The organism is Kribbella sp. NPDC005582 (assembly GCF_040605415.1).
Lineage (GTDB): Bacteria > Actinomycetota > Actinomycetes > Propionibacteriales > Kribbellaceae > Kribbella.
This window is the reverse complement of record NZ_JBEXCU010000009.1, coordinates 157270-172701: the sequence shown is the minus strand read 5'-3', so window position 1 is coordinate 172701 and position 15432 is coordinate 157270. Positions and strand designations below refer to the sequence as shown.

Below are 15432 nucleotides of genomic sequence, written 5' to 3'. Positions count from 1 at the left end.
GCAGTAGGTGTCGCGGGGCAGAAGTGGAAGGACGGTGCTCGTGACGGAGAAGCCTGACGGGGCAAGTGCGCCCGGACCGGCCTCGGCGCGAGAGACGGAAGCAGCGCGTTCAGCGCGTCAGACCGATGCGGCACCGGAGCTTCTGGAAGCGCGGATCCGCGGTCTCCAGCACGCGTTGGGCCAGTTGCTCGAGCATGCGCGCAGGTTGACCCAGGGCGAGCACCAGCGCGCTGTGCAGCTGCATCGGCAGCTCCAGGAGCAGACTGCGATCGCACGCCGCGAGTCCCGGGCACAGGTCGAGGCAAAGACGGCTGAAGCGCTGGCTGAGGCCGAGCCGGCCGCACGGCTGCTGGCACACCGCCTTGCGCCCGGACTGGCCTCCATCCCGCCGAACGATGCCCGCTGGCGGTCGCGGCAACTCGTTGGCGCGGGTGTACCGCCGTACATCCGGGTGGGTGAGCTGGAGGGCGGCGTACCGGTCGCTGTGCCGCTGCTGCGCACCAACGGATGGAAGGTGACCGCAGACCGCAACGCTTCTGCCCGTGTGTTGCTGCAGAGCGTCGCGCTGCGCCTGGTTGCGGCGGCAGAGCCGTTCCGGCTACGGATCGACGCGTTCGACCCGAAGCTCACCGGCACCATGGGGCTGCTCGGACACCTGACTACGAAGTACCCGCAGTTGGTGCCTAGAGCAACGCACACTGCGGAGCAGCTGCACTCGGTGCTCTCCGGACTGGTCGATGTGTCGTCGCTGCGTGCCAGCCGGCAGGCACAGCTCGGCCACAAGCGGTTCGAAGACCTGATCCGGGAGACCGGTCGGGTCACTGATCCGTACCGGCTCGTCGTGCTCTTCGACTACCCGTCCGGCATCGACCAGCTGGCGCAGCGCGATCTGCTGCGGCTCGCGGCGACCGCGGGGGAGCGGGGCATCTGCTTCCTGGTCCACCACGACCCCTCGTCTCCGGCCGAGAGCGACGTCGACACGAAGCAACTGCTTGAGCTGCTCGACGCAGTCGTGGTGACCGGCGACAAGGTCGAGGCAGCGACGCTGCCAGGCGTGACCGCGAAGCTGGACCCGGCCTTCGACGCGAACGTTGCCGCAGGCATCTGTGACGTCGTGGCCGAGCTGGCGGACATCGCCGTCCTGCCGACCATCGACTTCGAGCGGACGCTACCGGACCGCTTGACGTGGTGGCAGCCGGTCAAGGACGAGATCGGCGCAGTGATCGGGTACGACGACCGCACGCCGGCGCTGGTGCGGTTGCGCAGCGGCAACCCGGCGCTGCCGCACGTACTGGTCGGTGGCGCGGTCGGACAGGGCAAATCGAACCTCCTGCTGGTGCTGATCCACGGACTGGCCGCGCGGTACGACCCTGCCGATCTGGAGATGTACCTGCTCGACTTCAAGCACGGTGTGGAGTTCTCTGCGCTCGGTCCGGCCGGAGAACGTGAGCACTGGCTACCCCACGTGCGAGTGCTCGGTATTCACAGCGACCGCGCGTTCGGTCTCGCCGTACTGCGTCATCTGTCGGACGAGCTGGCGCGGCGGAGCGAGATCTTCAAGGCGCACGGCAACGTTGCCGACATCGCTGAGCTGTCGCCGGGACCCGATCGGCCGCCGCGGATCCTGGTGGTGCTGGACGAGTTCCAGGTGCTGCTTGAGGACGACGACGAGCTCGCGGACGAGGCGGCCAAGCTACTGGAGCGCCTGGTGCGGCTGGGACGCGCGTACGGCGTTCACGTCGTACTGGCGACCCAGACGATTGAGGGCGTCAAGCGGCTGTCGACTCGTCGGGATGCGATCTTCGGCCAGGTGCCGTACCGGATCGCTCTGAAGACCACACCGGCTGATTCACAGGCGATTCTGCGCAGTGGGAACACTGCGGCCGCGGAGCTGCAGTTCCGCGGTGAAGCGGTGCTGAACGCGAACTTCGGCTCACCTGATGACAACCAGCACGTGCTGGTCAGTTTTGCGGACAAGGCAGTGCTGGACGACCTGCGGCGTGAGCTCTGGCACCGAGCCGGTACGGCGGCGCATCCGCCGCGAGTGTTCCACTTGGCGGAGCCGGCGCGGTTGGTCGACACGGCCGCCGCGGTGCGGCCCGAGCTGGGGCGGCCGTGGACCGGTCTGCCGATCGCAGTGACCGAGGAGCCGGTGCAGGTCGAGGTGCGGCCCGAGCCGGGAGCCGGCGTACTGATTCTGGGCGACGGTCCGGCGGATGCGCTCGGCGTACTGAGTGGGTTGGCGTTGTCGACGGCTGGGGCTGCGGTGGAGTCGCCGCGGTTCATCTTCATGGACGGGACCGACTCATCGCCTGCAGTTGCGGACGGCAAGGGTGCACTGGTGCATGCGCTGCGGTCGCTCGGTTGTGAGGTCGAGACTGTCGACAAGCACGACGAGATCGCTCCGCGCCTGTTTGCGCTGCGGAACGCGTTGCGGGACGGCCAGCTGAGCGGTCCGACGTACCTGCTCGGTTTTGGCTTCCATGGCGTGCCGCGGATGCAATTGCACGCGGAGGGCTTCTACGAGAGCCCAGCCAACGCGCTGCAGGACATCGTGCGCGACGGTCCGGCGCAGGGGCTCATCACCTTCGGCTGGTGGAACAGGCTGCACGTCTGCACCGAACACCTCGGCTATGGTCGCGCGAACGTCGCCACGCACCTGTTCCTGCGGCACCCACAGGACGGCGTACGCGCGGTCTGCGGACCACTGGTGCGGTGGGCGTCGGAACCGCACCGCGGGTTGCTGTGGGACGGACTGCATCCGGAAGCGCAAGTCGTCGTACCGTTCGCGGCACTGCGCTCGGACGAGGTAGAGCGTGCAGTGGAGTTGGTGCGGCGATGAAGACGGAAGAGCAGCAGTGGTCGCAGTACGCACGCGCCCTGAGGATCGTCGCAGGCGCCCGTACGGACGCCCAGCAGGCACAGGACCGGTTGACCGCCACAAAGTCCCGTGCGGAGGCAGCAGCGCAGGCTGAGGCCGCTGCGATGGCAGAGCGCGGCCGCCAGGTCGAAGAGCGGCTGAACGCGCTCGCCGAGAAGGCAGCGGTCAGTCTGCAGCGCGCTGGGCTGCCTGCTGACGGCCGGCGCGTGAACATCCCGTCCCCGGAGATCCGCGGTCTGAGCGACCTGGAGTCGGCAGCTGCCCGGCTGACCAAGCAGCTGGGCGAGGCGGTCGACCAGCTCGAAGAGCTCCGCGCAGCGGGGCGTGCGCTCCAGGAGCGACGCAAACGACGTACGATCAGCGCCGTCCTGACGCTGGTCGGGTTCGTACTGGTGTGGATCCTCACCGGCTCGTTCCTGGCCGGAGTCGAGGCGGCAGCGATCGGTGCGGTCACCATGCTGGCCGCATCACGAGTGCTGGGGCTGCCCCGGCTGCCCGGTGCTCGCTGGTGGGGCTGGGGCGGTGCCGTCGTAGCCGTGATCGCCATGGCGGCCGGTCTGCCGTGGTGGCTGGCCATCGTGGTCCCGGTCGTCGTGGCGGGTACGGCGATCGTGCTGCCGAAAAAGCGCAACTGACTTAGTGGAGTGGTCTAGGTGTCCGACGTACAGCGGCTCAAGGAACAGCTGTTTCAGGTCTCGATGGAGGCCAAGCAGGCAGCGGGCGGGCTGGCCGGGTTCAAACTGCGGTTCACCCAGCACAGCCAGCAGGTCGAGAGCCTGATCGCGGGAACGGCGACCGGCGTGGACCGGGACATCTCCGAGATCCTGGACGCGGCCGGCAAGGCTGTCGAGCAGGCCGCGGAGGCGCTGGAGATCGCCTCCGCCGGATGCAAGAGCTACGCCGACCAGATCTGATCTCCGATGCCCTCGGACTTGCAGCGAGTGGCCCGAGGGCTGGTCGACTGTCTGGACGAAGTACCGCAGGTGCTCCTGCACCTGCAACGGATGGCTGTCCGCTGCCGTGAAAACGCAGCCATAGCAGCGCAGGGCGGCGCCACCGTCGCCGCCCACCAGCTGGACGCGGCCGCGCGCGCCTGCGAAGCCGCAGCGCACTACCTGTCGATGGCACCGCCCAAGGCGCGCGTCTGGGCCGACCGCCTCGTCGGCGGCGGTCCCAGTACGAACCGCCCGTCGTCGGACTCCGCCGACCGCAACCCGACCACCAGCGGCGGCGGCGACATCGCCGTACGGGATTCTCGCGGCCGCACCAAACGCCTCACCGCGGCCTTCGAGGACATAGAAGTTGCCGAAGACAACGAACCCCCGCTGATCACGGTCGCCCGCAACGCCTTCGAGAAGTTCCGCAAGGACCACGAGAAGGACGACGAACAGGACCCCAACCCCGAAGAACCCCTCGAGGTCGAGATCGTCGTCACCGAGACCGGCGAGTTCGAGATCGAGGAACGCACCGAAAAGGAAGAAAAGGACGACGAGAAGCGCACCGAACGCCTCCTCGCCGACCACGAGTTCCTGATCGACCTCCAGGAGCCGATCAAACGCCTCCTCGAAGCCATGGCCGAAACCGCCGACCAGAAATGGGACCACGCCACCTTCACCATCACGGCAGGCACGGTAGAAGCCACCTTCGACTACCCGGAAGACGACGACAAGCCCCAACCCATCGTCGTCGACATCGACCTCCCGCCGCTGAAGAGCGCCGTACCGGAGTTTGATCCTGCGTTTGATTTGCGGCCTTTGGAAGTCGACTTCGCGCCGGGGGTGTTTGACCCATCGAGCAGTTTTGATCCGCACGAGCGGGTGATCGCCGATCGTCTGGTCGAGGAAGGGTGGCGGATCGATGTACGAGTCGCGGACCACACTCGGCAGAACCACAAGAACCCAGATGTGCTCGTGCGGAAGAGCGCGTCAGCTCGGGGCACAGTGGTCGAGTTCAAGACGCCGAAGAGCCCGAAGATGAGCGCAGTCAAACGCAACATGAACGACGGCAGCAAACAGTCCAGCGCCGATGGTGAAGTCGTCATCGATGGCCGCCCCATCGACCTGTCGGAGGATGACGCTCACCAGGCATACCGGCGGGCCTGCGGCCAACCAGGTTCGCAGATCGCGAAGATGGTGCACGTGATTTTGGGTAATGGGCGAATGGTGACCTACGTCAGGGAGTCGTGATGGCCGATAGCGATCAAATTTTCTTGGCACTTGACGGGGACCTGGAGGCGTCGGCTCGGCGGGTTGCCGAGGTGCTCGGGCTTGAGCAGAACGGTGGGTTGCGCGCTGATACCGGGGAGTGGCAGTTCAAGATGAACGCTCGGTCGTTCGATGGGGTGATCGGCGTGTACGTCGGGTCGAATCAGTACCTCCCCGAGCCGGGGGAGCCTCAGGCGATGGACGGGTACGCCGTGGTTGTCGACGTACAGGCGCGGCAGCGGAAGGACGCTCAGGGGGAGGAGGCTCGGCTCGCGTTCGAGACGCTGGTCGCAGGCTTGCCGGAGGTTCCGGCGCTGTTGTCGGACAACGTGGAGTTCCTGGTCGCGGCCTATCTGCCGGGGAAGGGTGTGCACGTCTTTCCGTCTGGTACGACGCTGGACGTCGATGATGCCGGCGTCTGGACGAGCTGGGTGGTGAATGTCGACGAGTGACAACGTATTTGTGGATGCGGCAGTGGAGGAGCTCGCGGGCTGGTTGCCTGGCGTTCTCGGCGCGCGGCCGCTGACGGCCGACTGGCTGACCGAGCAACAGCGCCTGTTCGTTGTGGCCGCCGAGTCGCCCGATCGGGAGCTGTCGCTTCTGTTGTCTCCGAACGAGTACGGCGATGCCGAGCCGGAACCCGAGCCGGAGGACTTCTCCGCCATTGATGGCTACCCGGCTGATCTGCAGGTTCGCTTGGTCGGGCCCAGGGACGACGAGACTCAGCAGCGGGAGTGTCGCGCGGTCTTCGAGCGACTGGTCGCGGCGCGGCCGGATGTGCCGATGCTGTTGGTGAACAACCTGGACACGCTGATCGCCGCCCATCTACCCGAGGCCGGCACTCACTACTTCGACAAGTCCATCACCCCTGATGACCCGGACATCGAGACGTGGCGGCCTTGGGTGCGGCTGCCGGCCGGCGGCAGCTGAGTGCTCGAACGAACATTCGAACGGGGTGCGGCAGAAAAGTTTCGCGGGATCGCGTCATGAAGCTGTGTGGGGGGCGTCACTTCTGTGAACCAACCCCACAGGGAAGTGGAAGTGATCGACGTGAACCGTAGGTCTTTGAAGCGGCTGGTGGGTACGACCTTGACGCGCCGGGTGCATTGAGATGGCCGGCGATCCTGGTCCGCAACGGTGCCGCGTACGAGTGTGGTTCGGGGACCACGTCGTCGCGGATTACAGTGCTGAAGTCGAGGCGGCCGAGCGGTATGCGGCGGCGATGTCGCGGCGGTTCGCGGGGTTGAAGGTGACCAGCGAGCCGATTGCCGTGACGGATCCGGGCCGGTACCGGTCGTTGCCGGGGGAGCGGTTGTGGGAGGTTGCTCCGAAATGAGCTCTCGTCGCTTCCGGCTGATTCGACATCATGATGTTTCGGGGGTGAGTGGTACCGGGCCTGTGGCCGAGGGGGTGCAGTTCACCGACGGGGCCGTCGCGCTGCGCTGGTACGGCGACTATCCGACGACGACCGTGTGGGACGGGATCGAGTCCGTCATCGCGATCCACGGTCATGGCGGAGCCACGGAGATCGAGTGGCTGGACGCCGAGACGGGGCCTGATCCGGGGCTGGTGCTGCCGCCGCGGGACACGCTGGCGGCGCGGCCGTGGCCGGATCTGCACTCCGCGCCGGAACCGCAGGATCCCGATCCGTTGCACCACGAGCGCGGTTCGGGCTCGTACGGCGGGGCTCCGCCGGGCGCGTGGTCGCCGGATCGGGTGTTCCGCTGAGACCTTGCTGAACTGGTCCGGATCCGGCGCCGCGGACCCGGGCCGATGCGGCCGCCACCGCTTCCCCTGCCTCGGGCCCAGCCGAATGCGAGTCCGGCTGGGCCCGAGCCCTCAGCTGAATTCGGACCCCTTCACGATGTCGAGGTCGTAGAAGGTCGGCGGACCGTCGCACAGCTCCATCAGCGAGGCCGCGAACTCACCGGTGTCGGGGCGGTCGGAGTTCTCCATCGCCTCCTCGTACGACGCGAACTCGACCACCGTGAAGTAGCGGTCGGTGTCGTTGCGGTCCGAACACATGACGGAGCGGACCGGCCGCGGACCGTCTTCGTTGGCTTCTCGCTTGCTCCGGTACGCCTCGGCGAGGGCTGCGACCTCGTCGGGTTTGGACGTCCGGTACTCGATGATCTGAACGAAACCAGCCATGTCTCCCCCTTGCCCTGGGCATCCGTTCTCGGATGCCCCTCACTGCCGACACTGCGCCTGGATCGGATGGTCGGCAAGGGCTCGTCGCTTACCGGATCCTTTCTGCCCTCGGCTAAGGATCCTGGGAATTGTCGGTAGGGCCTGATTGGCTTGCCTGCATGGAGATTCTGATCCTTGGCGGGACTGCCTGGTTGGGGCGCGAGATCGCACAGCAGGCGCTGGCGCGCGGGCACAGCGTGACGTGTGTTGCACGCGGTGAGAGCGGCGCCGTGGCCGATGGCGCGAAGCTGGTTGCCGTCGACCGAAGCCTTCCTGATGCGTACGACGCGGTGCCGGATCGCGACTGGGATGCCGTGTTTGAGGTGTCGTGGCAACCGGGGTTCGTGCGCGGCGCACTCGCGGCGTTCGGACCGAAAGCCAAACATTGGACGTACGTGTCCACAGGGAACGTGTACGAGAAGTTCGACACCCCCGGAGCAGACGAGAGCGCGCCGCTCCGAGCGCCTTCCGAAGAGGACTTCGCCGACCGCGAGCAGTACGGCGAAGCGAAGGTCGCGTGCGAGCTCGCAGCGGTCGATGCGGTCGGGGATCGCCTGGTGATCGCGCGGGCCGGCCTGATCGGCGGGCCGGGCGACGGGAGTGATCGAGCGGGCGCCTGGGTGGCGCGGGCCGCACGAGACCCGCTGGAGCCGATGCTCGTTCCGGATGCAGCGGATCTCCCCACGGCGGTGATCGACGTACGGGACCTCGCCGGATGGCTGCTGGACCTCGCGACCGAGGGCCGGACCGGGATCTTCGATGCCGTCGGACCGGTCGTGCCGTTCGGTGAGTGGATCGAGCTGGCGCGAGAGGTCGGCGGCCACACCGGACCGATCGTCCTCGCGAAGCCGAACTGGCTGCAGGAGCAGGAGGTCGGGCAGTACATGGGGCCGGAGTCGCTCACCCTCTGGATGAACGATCCGGAGTACGCCGGTTGGTCGTCCCGGAGCGGGGCCGCGGCGGCCGCGGCGGGGCTGGTGCATCGGCCGCGGCGCGAGTTCGTGGTCGACACGCTCGCCTGGGAGCGTGAGCTCGGGCTCGATCGTGAGCGGAAGTCGGGGCTCAGCGCCGAGCGGGAGCGGGAGTTGATCGCGGCCCTGAAGCAGTAGAGGGTGAAGGCATGCGGTTGGTGCTGATGTCGGACACACATCTGCCGGTTCGGGCGAAGCGGCTGCCCGATGCGGTGTGGGCAGCGGTCGAGAGTGCCGATGTGGTGATTCACGCCGGTGACTGGGTCAGCGTGGAGTGGCTCGACGAGCTCGAAGCGCGGTCCGACCGGTTGATCGGCTGCTGGGGTAACAACGACGGCCCGGAGCTACGAGCACGGCTGCCGGAGGTCGCGCGGGTGACACTCGACGGGCTCGAGGTGGCGGTGGTGCACGAGACCGGTGCGTCGAAGGGCCGCGAGGAGCGCTGCGAGAAGGCCTACCCGGGCGTTGACCTGCTGGTCTTCGGGCACAGTCACATCCCGTGGGACACGACGACGCCCGGCGGGTTGCGCCTGCTGAATCCGGGCTCGCCGACCGATCGGCGCCGGCAGCCGTACTGCACGTTCCAGACCGCCACGATCGCGGCCGGCCGCCTCAAAGATGTTGCCTTACACAACCTTTAGTGCGGGCCGGGCGTAGAATCAGGAGATGGCTTCGGCCGGGCGCGGAGGGGTGTCGCCGTACCACCGAGTTACGGCGTCCTCGCGCCCGGCCGAGCGTCGTACCGGGTGCTGAGCTGCTGGATCAGGCGTGCGCGGCTTGTTTCGCGCGCTCCTTGAGGCGATCCCGGACCTCGTCCGGCGTGTAGGCGCGACGCTTCCGCTCGCCCCGTGCAATCACTACGCCCGTTGCGGCCACGCCGACGAGCCCCGCAAGTCCTACGACCTTCCATACCTTCATGGCGACTAACCTAGCGACGTGGAGAGCCGGATTTCACTGGATGACGCTACGGAACTGACACGAACAGGTGACATTTGGCTGTTCCGCGGTGAGAGTGCCGCCGACCGGGCCATCCAGACGATGACGAACAGTCCTGTCAACCATGTCGGGATGGCGATCGTGATCGACGATCTGCCGCCGCTGATGTGGCACGCGGAGCTCGGGAAGTCGCTGCCGGACATGTGGACCGGTGCGCATCAGCGCGGTGTGCAGCTGCACGACCTGCGGGACTCGGTCACGGTGTGGGCGCGCAAGTACGGTCAGCGCGGCTGGCTGCGGCAGCTGGATCACCCGGTCACGCACGACATGGAGGACGCCGTACTGCGGACTGTGGCGCGGCTGGACGGTACGCCGTTCCCGTCGACCGCCCGGCTCGCGTCGCGCTGGGTGCGCGGCCGGATCCCGGCGTTCAAGCGCGGGCGGCGGGAGCTCGAGCTGGAGTTCGCGTACTGCGCCGAGGTCGTCGCAGTCACGTACGAGGAGATGGGCCTGCTGATGCCGGGGCGCCGGCCGAACTGGTACGACCCCGGCCGGTTCTGGAGCGGTGACGAGCTCGCCCTCATGCACGGCGCGAAACTCGGCGCTGAGATCGCCGTCGACGTCCCCGCGGAGTAGGCGCACCAAAGAGTAGGTGTACGGAAACTGTCGGTGGCCTCTGATTGGCTTGTGGTGGGTCGGAAACCGAGCACGAGGAGGCCCGCGATGTATGCCGTGATCGACACTGAGACGACCGGTCTGTTGCCGAGCCATCGGCATCGGGTGATCGAGATCGCGGTCGTGCTGCTGGACGCGCGCGGGCAGATCGAGGACGAGTGGGTCACGCTGCTGAATCCGCAGCGCGACCTGGGACCCCAGCACATCCACGGGATTCTCACCGCTGACGTGCTGGACGCACCGGAGTTCGATGCCGTCGCGCGGCGGCTGGGCGAACTGCTGGCCGGGCGGATGGTGGTCGGGCACAACGTCGAGTTCGACCTCGGGTTCCTGCGGGCGGAGTTCGATCGGCTCGGCGTCGCGGTGCCGTTGATCACCGAGCGGTCGATGTGCACGATGGCGCTCGCCGGCTATCTGTATCCGGGAGCCAAACGGACGCTCGGTGCGTGCTGTGCGGCAGCCGGGATCTCACTCGAGGGCTGGCACTCTGCACTGGCCGATACCCGAGCGACAGCTGAGCTGTTCGGTCAGTACCTGAAGGCTTTCCCTTCACCACCGCCGTGGCAGTGGGCATATGAAGAGATCCGCGACCTGCGCTGGCCGGAGCTGCCGGGGAGTGATTTCACGCCGACGATTCGGCCGGTGCACGCCGGTGGCCGGCATGGGTGGATGAGTCGACTCGTCGACCAGTTGCCGCGGGTTCCAGAACCGCCGCAGGCCGACTCTTATTTGTCGCTGCTCGACGGCATTCTGGCGAACCGCGAGATCACCGCCACCGACGCCGACCAATTGGTGCAGGTCGCGACCGAGCTCGGACTGACCCGGCTGCAGGTCCAGGATCTCCACTGTGGCTACGTTTCCGAGCTGGCCGATGCGTCCTGGGCGGCCGGTGGAATCACGCCGGAGCGGCGCAGTCATCTCGACCGGATCGCCGTGATGCTGGGCTATCTGGAGACCGATGTGGACGATGCACTACTGCGCGCTAGTGGCGGTCAGTACGTCGTTCCGTCGCGTCCTGGCGCGGACGGGTTTCCACTGGGGAGCACGCTGGTCTTCACCGGCGACATGATCGAGCCGCGCGAGGTGTGGTGGGATCGTGCGGTCGCGGCCGGGTTCGCGCCTCAGGAGGCCGTGCGGCCCGATACGACGTTCGTGGTCGCGGCGGACCCGGACAGTCTGTCCGTGAAGGCGCGTGCAGCCCGCGAGTTCGGCGTACCGATCATTTCGGTCGACGCCTTCCGGCGGCTGCTGCCGGCGCCGGAGCGGCAGCAGCACGCGAGTTAGGGTGCCGACGTGGAGATTGCTGAGCTGGGGCGACGGGTTTGTCAGACCGCGCATTTGACCGGAGAGTTCCTGCTGCGATCGGGGCAGGTGACGGGGGAGTACTTCGACAAGTACAGATTTGAAGCTGATCCCGTGCTGCTCGATGAGCTGGCGGCCGCGATGGTCGCCCTGGTGCCGACCGACACCGAGGTGCTGGCGGGCTTGGAGATGGGCGGGATCCCGGTCGTGACCGCCCTCAGCCGCCACACCGGACTGCCGTGCGCCTTCGTGCGGAAGAAGGCCAAGGAGTACGGGACCCGTCGGCTGGCCGAGGGCGCGGACGTGGCGGGCCGGCGGGTGGCGATCGTGGAGGACGTGGTGACGACCGGCGGTCAGATCGTCCTGTCCACCCAAGATCTGCGGGCAGCAGGCGCCGAGATCAACCACGCCGTCTGCGTCATCAACCGAAACCCCACCACCCCCGACCCGCTCACCGAAGCCGGGCTGACCCTCCACCCACTGCTTACCCCCGCCGACCTCACCTCAGGCAACCTCACCTGAGCCGACCTTGACGACTAAGGGGCATCGGTGAGTGAACCAGAGGTCGCTCAGGCCAGGAGGCTGACGTGACGCTCATCCTCGCGTTCATCGCAACGCACATGGGATTCCTCTGGGACGAAGCGCGCTTCCGCATCGCTGGATCCGAAGTCAGCACGGTCAACGGTGGCGACGCGTTGCTCGTGGTCGAATCAGATGTACTCCGCCTCCAGTTCGTGAGGGACCGCGGCCAGCTTTTCCTGGACTTTCAGCCGGTCTCAGGCGGTGCCGCATCGGAATGGTTCTCGGTGGATCTCCTCCGTCGGCTCATGAGCGGCCAGCCTGAGACCTCTGGGCTGCTCGATGAGGGCTACGCAGCTTTCATCGGGCAGAACCTTGACACCATCGAGGGGCTCTTCAGGACAGAGCGATGGCCGGAAACGCGTGCCGAGCTCAAGGCATTGGAGATCAAGCGCGCCAAGGAGCTATTCGGCTGAGGGGTCGCGGCCGGCGGCGAAGGCGACGTCAGCGCGGATGCTGTCCAGGTCACCGTCCCAATCGGGCGGTTCCACCGCAGACTCCGACCAGCGCTCCCAGGGACCGTCGGGGCCGAGGAACTGCTCGGCGTGGTTCGTGCCGAGTTGCTCGTCGAGGTAGATCAAGGTGTCGAGAGCCCGGGGCTGGCACTGTGAAGGCGCGTCGGGCGGCAGCGTGAGAGCCCGTTCGAGGTAGGTGACCAGGATCTGCGCGTCGTCCTTGGTGCCGAGGCTGGCCAGCGCCGGAAGGTAGCTCCAGCGCAGACCGGACGGCTCATCGCCGAGTAGGCCTCGCTCGATCACCGGACGCAGATCGGCTCGCTGACCGGCGGCGATCAGCCAGACGGCGGTGAGCCGCTCGCGCCAGTCGCCGTCGAGCAGCAGTGCCAGGTCTTCGGCCGGTGCCCGGCGGCCGTCCGTGCGTAGGCGCCACTGGAACCAGCGCTGACGCCAGCGCGGCATCACGGCCGCGTAGCCGGTCAGGTACAGGTAGCGGCGGCCCGGCGCCACCCACCGCTGGAAAGCCCGGCGACGGTCGTCTTCGGTCAGCCCCACTCGGGAAGGCTAGTCCCTGGCTTCTTCGATTTCGAAGCGGAGTTGTTTGCCGGAGCGGAGGCGTTCGATGGCGGCGAGGCAGGCGGCTTCGCTCATGTGGACGCCGATCTCGGCGAGTTTGTGCAGGAGGACGCGGGCGGCGTCCTCGGCGGAGCGGGCGCTGGACTCGTTGATCGCCTCGATCGTGGTGGCGGTGAGGCGCTCGCGGATGTCCGGGTGTGACTGGTGTACCTCGTGCGTGATCCTGAACTCCGTCATGCGGGTCAGCCTAGAGCCGACCCCTGGTGGTCAGGCAAGGACGCGCGTGACGAAGTTTTCCAGGCGGGTGGCCAGGCGCTCGACGCGGAGCTCGGGGGAGATGGTTTCGCCCTGGGGTACGTCGAGGTCGCGGAGGCCGCGCAGGTAGAGCGAGCAGGCCAGGTCGGCGCAGATGTAGGTGCCGACCGTGTTGCCCTCGCGGCCGGCGGTGCCGGCGCGGCGGGCGGCGAACAGGGCGACGTCGGTGATCTGGTGCGCGCAGTGGCAGAGGTCGCAGAGGCCGGTGCCGCGCCGGGGCTTGCTGCTCGCCTGGGTGTTCAGCGCGATCCCGGTCACGCCGCCAGCACGCCGTACGACGAGGTAGCCGCGGTTCGGCGCTTTCGGGTCGCGCCAGCCGAGGAAGTCCAGCGACTCCCACGGCAGTTCGCTGAACTGCGGCGGCGGGGTCATCGCCTTGACCAGACTCTTGGTCGAGTTGACGAACGAGCCTCTGATCTCGTCGATGCTGAGCGGTTCCACCTCGGTCCTTCCGTCGTTCCCGGCCCTATGAGACCTGGCCGGGACGCCGGGCCGCAACCGAAATACCGAGATAGTTGCCCAAGGCATCAGCCGTCGAGATAGCCGGTACTGCGGGTGCGGTCGTGGTTGCGGAGGTCGACGCCGAAGTCGACCCAGGCCTTGAGCCGGAGCAGGACCGAGATGTCGTCGCTGAGGTGTGGCCCGCTCTGGCCGACCACAGTGAGGTCGGTCCCGCCGGCCTCGTCCGGGGAGAGGTTGAAGGTCAGTTCGCGGCCCTCGAACCAGGAGAACCGGTACCGGCGGTTCTGCACCGCCTCCTCGATCCGGGCCTCGGTCGTCGTGCCGTCGGGGAAGGTGAAGTTGATCGTGCCGTCGGATTCGGGGGCATCGGCCCAGTACCTCGACCGGCCGCCCGGCGTACTGAGGGCGCGGTAGACGTCGCTGGGGCCGGACTTGAAGTGGAGTTTCCAGGTGGGCAACCCGAACACCTTTCGCTGGGGCCGACGGGCGGAAGTGATTGTGGCCTGGACCAAGATTAGTGCCGTTGTGTGGCGGTGCGATCACGATCGGAGTGCCCGGGGTTCGTCCACTCTCGCAGCTGGGGAGACTGACCACGAGTGTTGGCCAGTGCGAGGGGTCCGCCGATGATCGACACAAAAGTCACCCGTTGGCTGTTCGGAAGAGGGCGAGAGCGCCCGGAGCGGTTCCGCCCGCGCGGAACGAGCTCGAAGGTGAGCCGGCTCGCCGACCGGTACGACGCCGACGTGGATGCCGCGCTGCAGCGGCTCTGGCCGAAGGCGCGGATCTACCACGACCGCGAGTTCACCAGGGACCGCGCCGACTTCCTGCTCGTCGTCCGCGGGCGTGGCGTGATGGTCGAGACCAAGGTGAAGAGCGACCCGGGAGTGTTCCGCGGGTCCACGCTGCCGCCGCTGCTCGACCGGCTGCAGCGCGACGGGCGGCGGCTGGTCGTCGTACTGAATCAAGGTGACCCGACGCCGGCGCGTGAGCTTGTCGCGGAGATGCTCGGCGACAAGGGATGTGTGGTCGTCTGGTCGGGCCCGCGCCACGACGACGACCTGCACGGAGCCGTCGAAGCTCTTCTCCGGCAGATGGTCCGCCATCAATAGGCAGAGAAGTGAAGCAGCGCGGAGAGGGGCGTCTCCGCGCTGCCGGCTCCGGGACGCGAGGTGTGCCGGTTGGCGGCGAACCGAAGGTCTGAAGGGTCAGCAGGACGTCGGGGTGGTGGTGCCGCCGTCGACGATCCAGCGCGAGCTCTGCTGCTGGACCCGCATGTGGTCGAGCCAGCGGGTCGGGGTGGTGGTCGGGAGCACCGCGCGGCCGGCGGCGTTCACGGTGGTGGCGGCCTTGGTGTCGTAGCAAGCGGTGACGATGACGCCGTTCGACGCCAGCGTGCGCTTTGCCCACAGGACCGTGGTGACCCCGGTGTTGCGCAGCTTCTTGGTCCGGTAGTACTTCGCCTGGGCGCTGATCGACTGGAACAGCTTGGGCGTCATCAGCGGCTTGAGCTGCTCGGTCATGATCCCGCCGCTGCGCATCATGTCGTCGAGCGCGACGCGGTAGTCGTAGTACGCGTTGACGACCGGGTCGGCGGAGCCGACGGCCGGGCCGCTGACCTGCTCGGTGAGACTCTGTTTCGGCGCCTTGTGGGCGCCGGGGGAGGAGGCGGCGACGTTGGACGTCGCCTCCTGACCGCATCCCGCGAGAACCATCACCGGGACGAGAACCGCGGAAACTGCCAGACTTCGATTGCGCATGCCGAACCTCCACTCAGGCCGCGCGCCGCCGACGCAGAACGTCATTCGGCACTGACCGTGTAACGCCACGGCACGGACCGTGGTCACTGTGACCTGAGTCACATTCCACCCCCTACCGGGGTACCGGTC

The 15432-nt window shown here is 67.5% G+C and carries 22 protein-coding genes; 15 read left to right on the top strand and 7 right to left on the bottom strand.

Annotated elements, in window-relative coordinates:
• Window positions 1-40 precede the first annotated feature (40 nt).
• From ABZS29_RS36535 to ABZS29_RS36500, 8 genes are all read left to right on the top strand, one after another.
• Complete coding sequence (locus tag ABZS29_RS36535; protein WP_355469301.1) at window positions 41-2842, top strand: FtsK/SpoIIIE domain-containing protein; 2802 nt, start codon at window positions 41-43, stop codon at window positions 2840-2842.
• Window positions 2839-3516 (top strand): hypothetical protein, encoded by a 678-nt coding sequence (locus ABZS29_RS36530; protein ID WP_355469299.1) that lies wholly within the window; start codon window positions 2839-2841, stop codon window positions 3514-3516. Before ABZS29_RS36535 ends, ABZS29_RS36530 begins: the two co-directional genes overlap by 4 nt.
• An 18-nt stretch (window positions 3517-3534) precedes the next feature.
• A complete protein-coding gene (locus ABZS29_RS36525; RefSeq protein WP_132414728.1) occupies window positions 3535-3795 on the top strand; it encodes a hypothetical protein in 261 nt (86 codons plus the stop codon).
• Window positions 3796-3864: 69 nt separating this feature from the next.
• A complete protein-coding gene (locus ABZS29_RS36520) occupies window positions 3865-5067 on the top strand; it encodes a hypothetical protein (protein ID WP_355469297.1) in 1203 nt (400 codons plus the stop codon).
• 23 nt (window positions 5068-5090) lie between these two features.
• On the top strand, window positions 5091-5537 hold the full coding sequence (locus tag ABZS29_RS36515; protein ID WP_355469295.1) for a hypothetical protein: 447 nt from the start codon (window positions 5091-5093) through the stop codon (window positions 5535-5537).
• Entirely contained in the window at window positions 5524-6015 is a 492-nt protein-coding gene (locus tag ABZS29_RS36510; RefSeq protein WP_355469294.1) for a hypothetical protein, read from the top strand. Before ABZS29_RS36515 ends, ABZS29_RS36510 begins: the two co-directional genes overlap by 14 nt.
• Window positions 6016-6235: 220 nt before the next feature.
• Window positions 6236-6421: a hypothetical protein gene (locus ABZS29_RS36505; RefSeq protein ID WP_355469292.1), complete on the top strand. Its 186-nt coding sequence runs from the start codon at window positions 6236-6238 to the stop codon at window positions 6419-6421.
• A gap of 44 nt (window positions 6422-6465) precedes the next feature.
• Window positions 6466-6813: a hypothetical protein gene (locus ABZS29_RS36500; RefSeq protein ID WP_355469290.1), complete on the top strand. Its 348-nt coding sequence runs from the start codon at window positions 6466-6468 to the stop codon at window positions 6811-6813.
• Between the two features lie 111 nt (window positions 6814-6924).
• Here the strand turns inward: ABZS29_RS36500 and ABZS29_RS36495 are convergent, their stop codons facing one another.
• On the bottom strand, window positions 6925-7236 hold the full coding sequence (locus tag ABZS29_RS36495; RefSeq protein ID WP_355469288.1) for a hypothetical protein: 312 nt from the start codon (window positions 7234-7236) through the stop codon (window positions 6925-6927).
• 158 nt (window positions 7237-7394) lie between these two features.
• Between ABZS29_RS36495 and ABZS29_RS36490 the strand changes: the two genes are divergently transcribed.
• Complete coding sequence (locus tag ABZS29_RS36490; protein ID WP_355469286.1) at window positions 7395-8384, top strand: oxidoreductase; 990 nt, start codon at window positions 7395-7397, stop codon at window positions 8382-8384.
• Between the two features lie 11 nt (window positions 8385-8395).
• Window positions 8396-8887, top strand: a complete 492-nt coding sequence (locus ABZS29_RS36485; protein ID WP_355469284.1) for a metallophosphoesterase — start codon at window positions 8396-8398, stop codon at window positions 8885-8887.
• Between the two features lie 121 nt (window positions 8888-9008).
• On the opposite strand, the gene ABZS29_RS36480 is transcribed toward ABZS29_RS36485, so the two are convergent.
• A complete protein-coding gene (locus ABZS29_RS36480) occupies window positions 9009-9164 on the bottom strand; it encodes a hypothetical protein (RefSeq protein WP_355469282.1) in 156 nt (51 codons plus the stop codon).
• A gap of 120 nt (window positions 9165-9284) precedes the next feature.
• Between ABZS29_RS36480 and ABZS29_RS36475 the strand changes: the two genes are divergently transcribed.
• The 4 genes from ABZS29_RS36475 (at window position 9285) to ABZS29_RS36460 (ending at window position 12154) form a co-directional block, all read left to right on the top strand.
• Complete coding sequence (locus ABZS29_RS36475) at window positions 9285-9818, top strand: hypothetical protein (protein WP_355469281.1); 534 nt, start codon at window positions 9285-9287, stop codon at window positions 9816-9818.
• An 87-nt stretch (window positions 9819-9905) separates the two neighbouring features.
• Complete coding sequence (locus ABZS29_RS36470) at window positions 9906-11141, top strand: exonuclease domain-containing protein (protein ID WP_355469279.1); 1236 nt, start codon at window positions 9906-9908, stop codon at window positions 11139-11141.
• A 9-nt stretch (window positions 11142-11150) separates the two neighbouring features.
• Window positions 11151-11681 carry an orotate phosphoribosyltransferase gene (pyrE, locus tag ABZS29_RS36465; protein ID WP_355469277.1) on the top strand — a complete coding sequence of 177 codons (531 nt, stop codon included), beginning with the start codon at window positions 11151-11153 and terminating at the stop codon, window positions 11679-11681.
• A gap of 65 nt (window positions 11682-11746) precedes the next feature.
• Window positions 11747-12154, top strand: a complete 408-nt coding sequence (locus ABZS29_RS36460; protein WP_355469275.1) for a hypothetical protein — start codon at window positions 11747-11749, stop codon at window positions 12152-12154.
• On the opposite strand, the gene ABZS29_RS36455 is transcribed toward ABZS29_RS36460, so the two are convergent.
• The 4 genes from ABZS29_RS36455 to ABZS29_RS36440 form a co-directional block, all read right to left on the bottom strand.
• On the bottom strand, window positions 12143-12748 hold the full coding sequence (locus tag ABZS29_RS36455; RefSeq protein ID WP_355469274.1) for a DUF6000 family protein: 606 nt from the start codon (window positions 12746-12748) through the stop codon (window positions 12143-12145). The two genes, ABZS29_RS36460 and ABZS29_RS36455, sit on opposite strands and share 12 nt — an antisense overlap.
• Window positions 12749-12757: 9 nt before the next feature.
• Window positions 12758-13006 carry a hypothetical protein gene (locus ABZS29_RS36450; RefSeq protein ID WP_355469272.1) on the bottom strand — a complete coding sequence of 83 codons (249 nt, stop codon included), beginning with the start codon at window positions 13004-13006 and terminating at the stop codon, window positions 12758-12760.
• Between the two features lie 30 nt (window positions 13007-13036).
• Complete coding sequence (locus ABZS29_RS36445; protein WP_355469270.1) at window positions 13037-13525, bottom strand: FBP domain-containing protein; 489 nt, start codon at window positions 13523-13525, stop codon at window positions 13037-13039.
• 86 nt (window positions 13526-13611) lie between these two features.
• Complete coding sequence (locus tag ABZS29_RS36440; protein ID WP_355469268.1) at window positions 13612-14004, bottom strand: SRPBCC domain-containing protein; 393 nt, start codon at window positions 14002-14004, stop codon at window positions 13612-13614.
• Window positions 14005-14169: 165 nt separating this feature from the next.
• On the opposite strand from ABZS29_RS36440, the gene ABZS29_RS36435 reads away from it, so the two are divergent.
• A complete protein-coding gene (locus ABZS29_RS36435; RefSeq protein ID WP_355469266.1) occupies window positions 14170-14655 on the top strand; it encodes a hypothetical protein in 486 nt (161 codons plus the stop codon).
• A gap of 96 nt (window positions 14656-14751) precedes the next feature.
• On the opposite strand, the gene ABZS29_RS36430 is transcribed toward ABZS29_RS36435, so the two are convergent.
• Window positions 14752-15303, bottom strand: a complete 552-nt coding sequence (locus ABZS29_RS36430) for a hypothetical protein (RefSeq protein ID WP_355469264.1) — start codon at window positions 15301-15303, stop codon at window positions 14752-14754.
• Between the last annotated feature and the right edge of the window lie 129 nt (window positions 15304-15432).

Excerpts from the sequence above, each read along its gene's own strand:
- ABZS29_RS36480 (WP_355469282.1), bottom strand. The coding sequence starts at position 9,164 with ATGAAGGTATGGAAGGTCGTAGGACTTGCGGGGCTCGTCGGCGTGGCC.
- ABZS29_RS36530 (WP_355469299.1), top strand. The coding sequence starts at position 2,839 with ATGAAGACGGAAGAGCAGCAGTGGTCGCAGTACGCACGCGCCCTGAGG.
- ABZS29_RS36485 (WP_355469284.1), top strand. The coding sequence starts at position 8,396 with ATGCGGTTGGTGCTGATGTCGGACACACATCTGCCGGTTCGGGCGAAG.
- ABZS29_RS36470 (WP_355469279.1), top strand. The coding sequence starts at position 9,906 with ATGTATGCCGTGATCGACACTGAGACGACCGGTCTGTTGCCGAGCCAT.
- ABZS29_RS36430 (WP_355469264.1), bottom strand. The coding sequence starts at position 15,303 with ATGCGCAATCGAAGTCTGGCAGTTTCCGCGGTTCTCGTCCCGGTGATG.
- ABZS29_RS36510 (WP_355469294.1), top strand. The coding sequence starts at position 5,524 with ATGTCGACGAGTGACAACGTATTTGTGGATGCGGCAGTGGAGGAGCTC.
- ABZS29_RS36495 (WP_355469288.1), bottom strand. The coding sequence starts at position 7,236 with ATGGCTGGTTTCGTTCAGATCATCGAGTACCGGACGTCCAAACCCGAC.
- ABZS29_RS36450 (WP_355469272.1), bottom strand. The coding sequence starts at position 13,006 with ATGACGGAGTTCAGGATCACGCACGAGGTACACCAGTCACACCCGGAC.
- ABZS29_RS36475 (WP_355469281.1), top strand. The coding sequence starts at position 9,285 with ATGACGAACAGTCCTGTCAACCATGTCGGGATGGCGATCGTGATCGAC.
- ABZS29_RS36435 (WP_355469266.1), top strand. The coding sequence starts at position 14,170 with ATGATCGACACAAAAGTCACCCGTTGGCTGTTCGGAAGAGGGCGAGAG.
- ABZS29_RS36490 (WP_355469286.1), top strand. The coding sequence starts at position 7,395 with ATGGAGATTCTGATCCTTGGCGGGACTGCCTGGTTGGGGCGCGAGATC.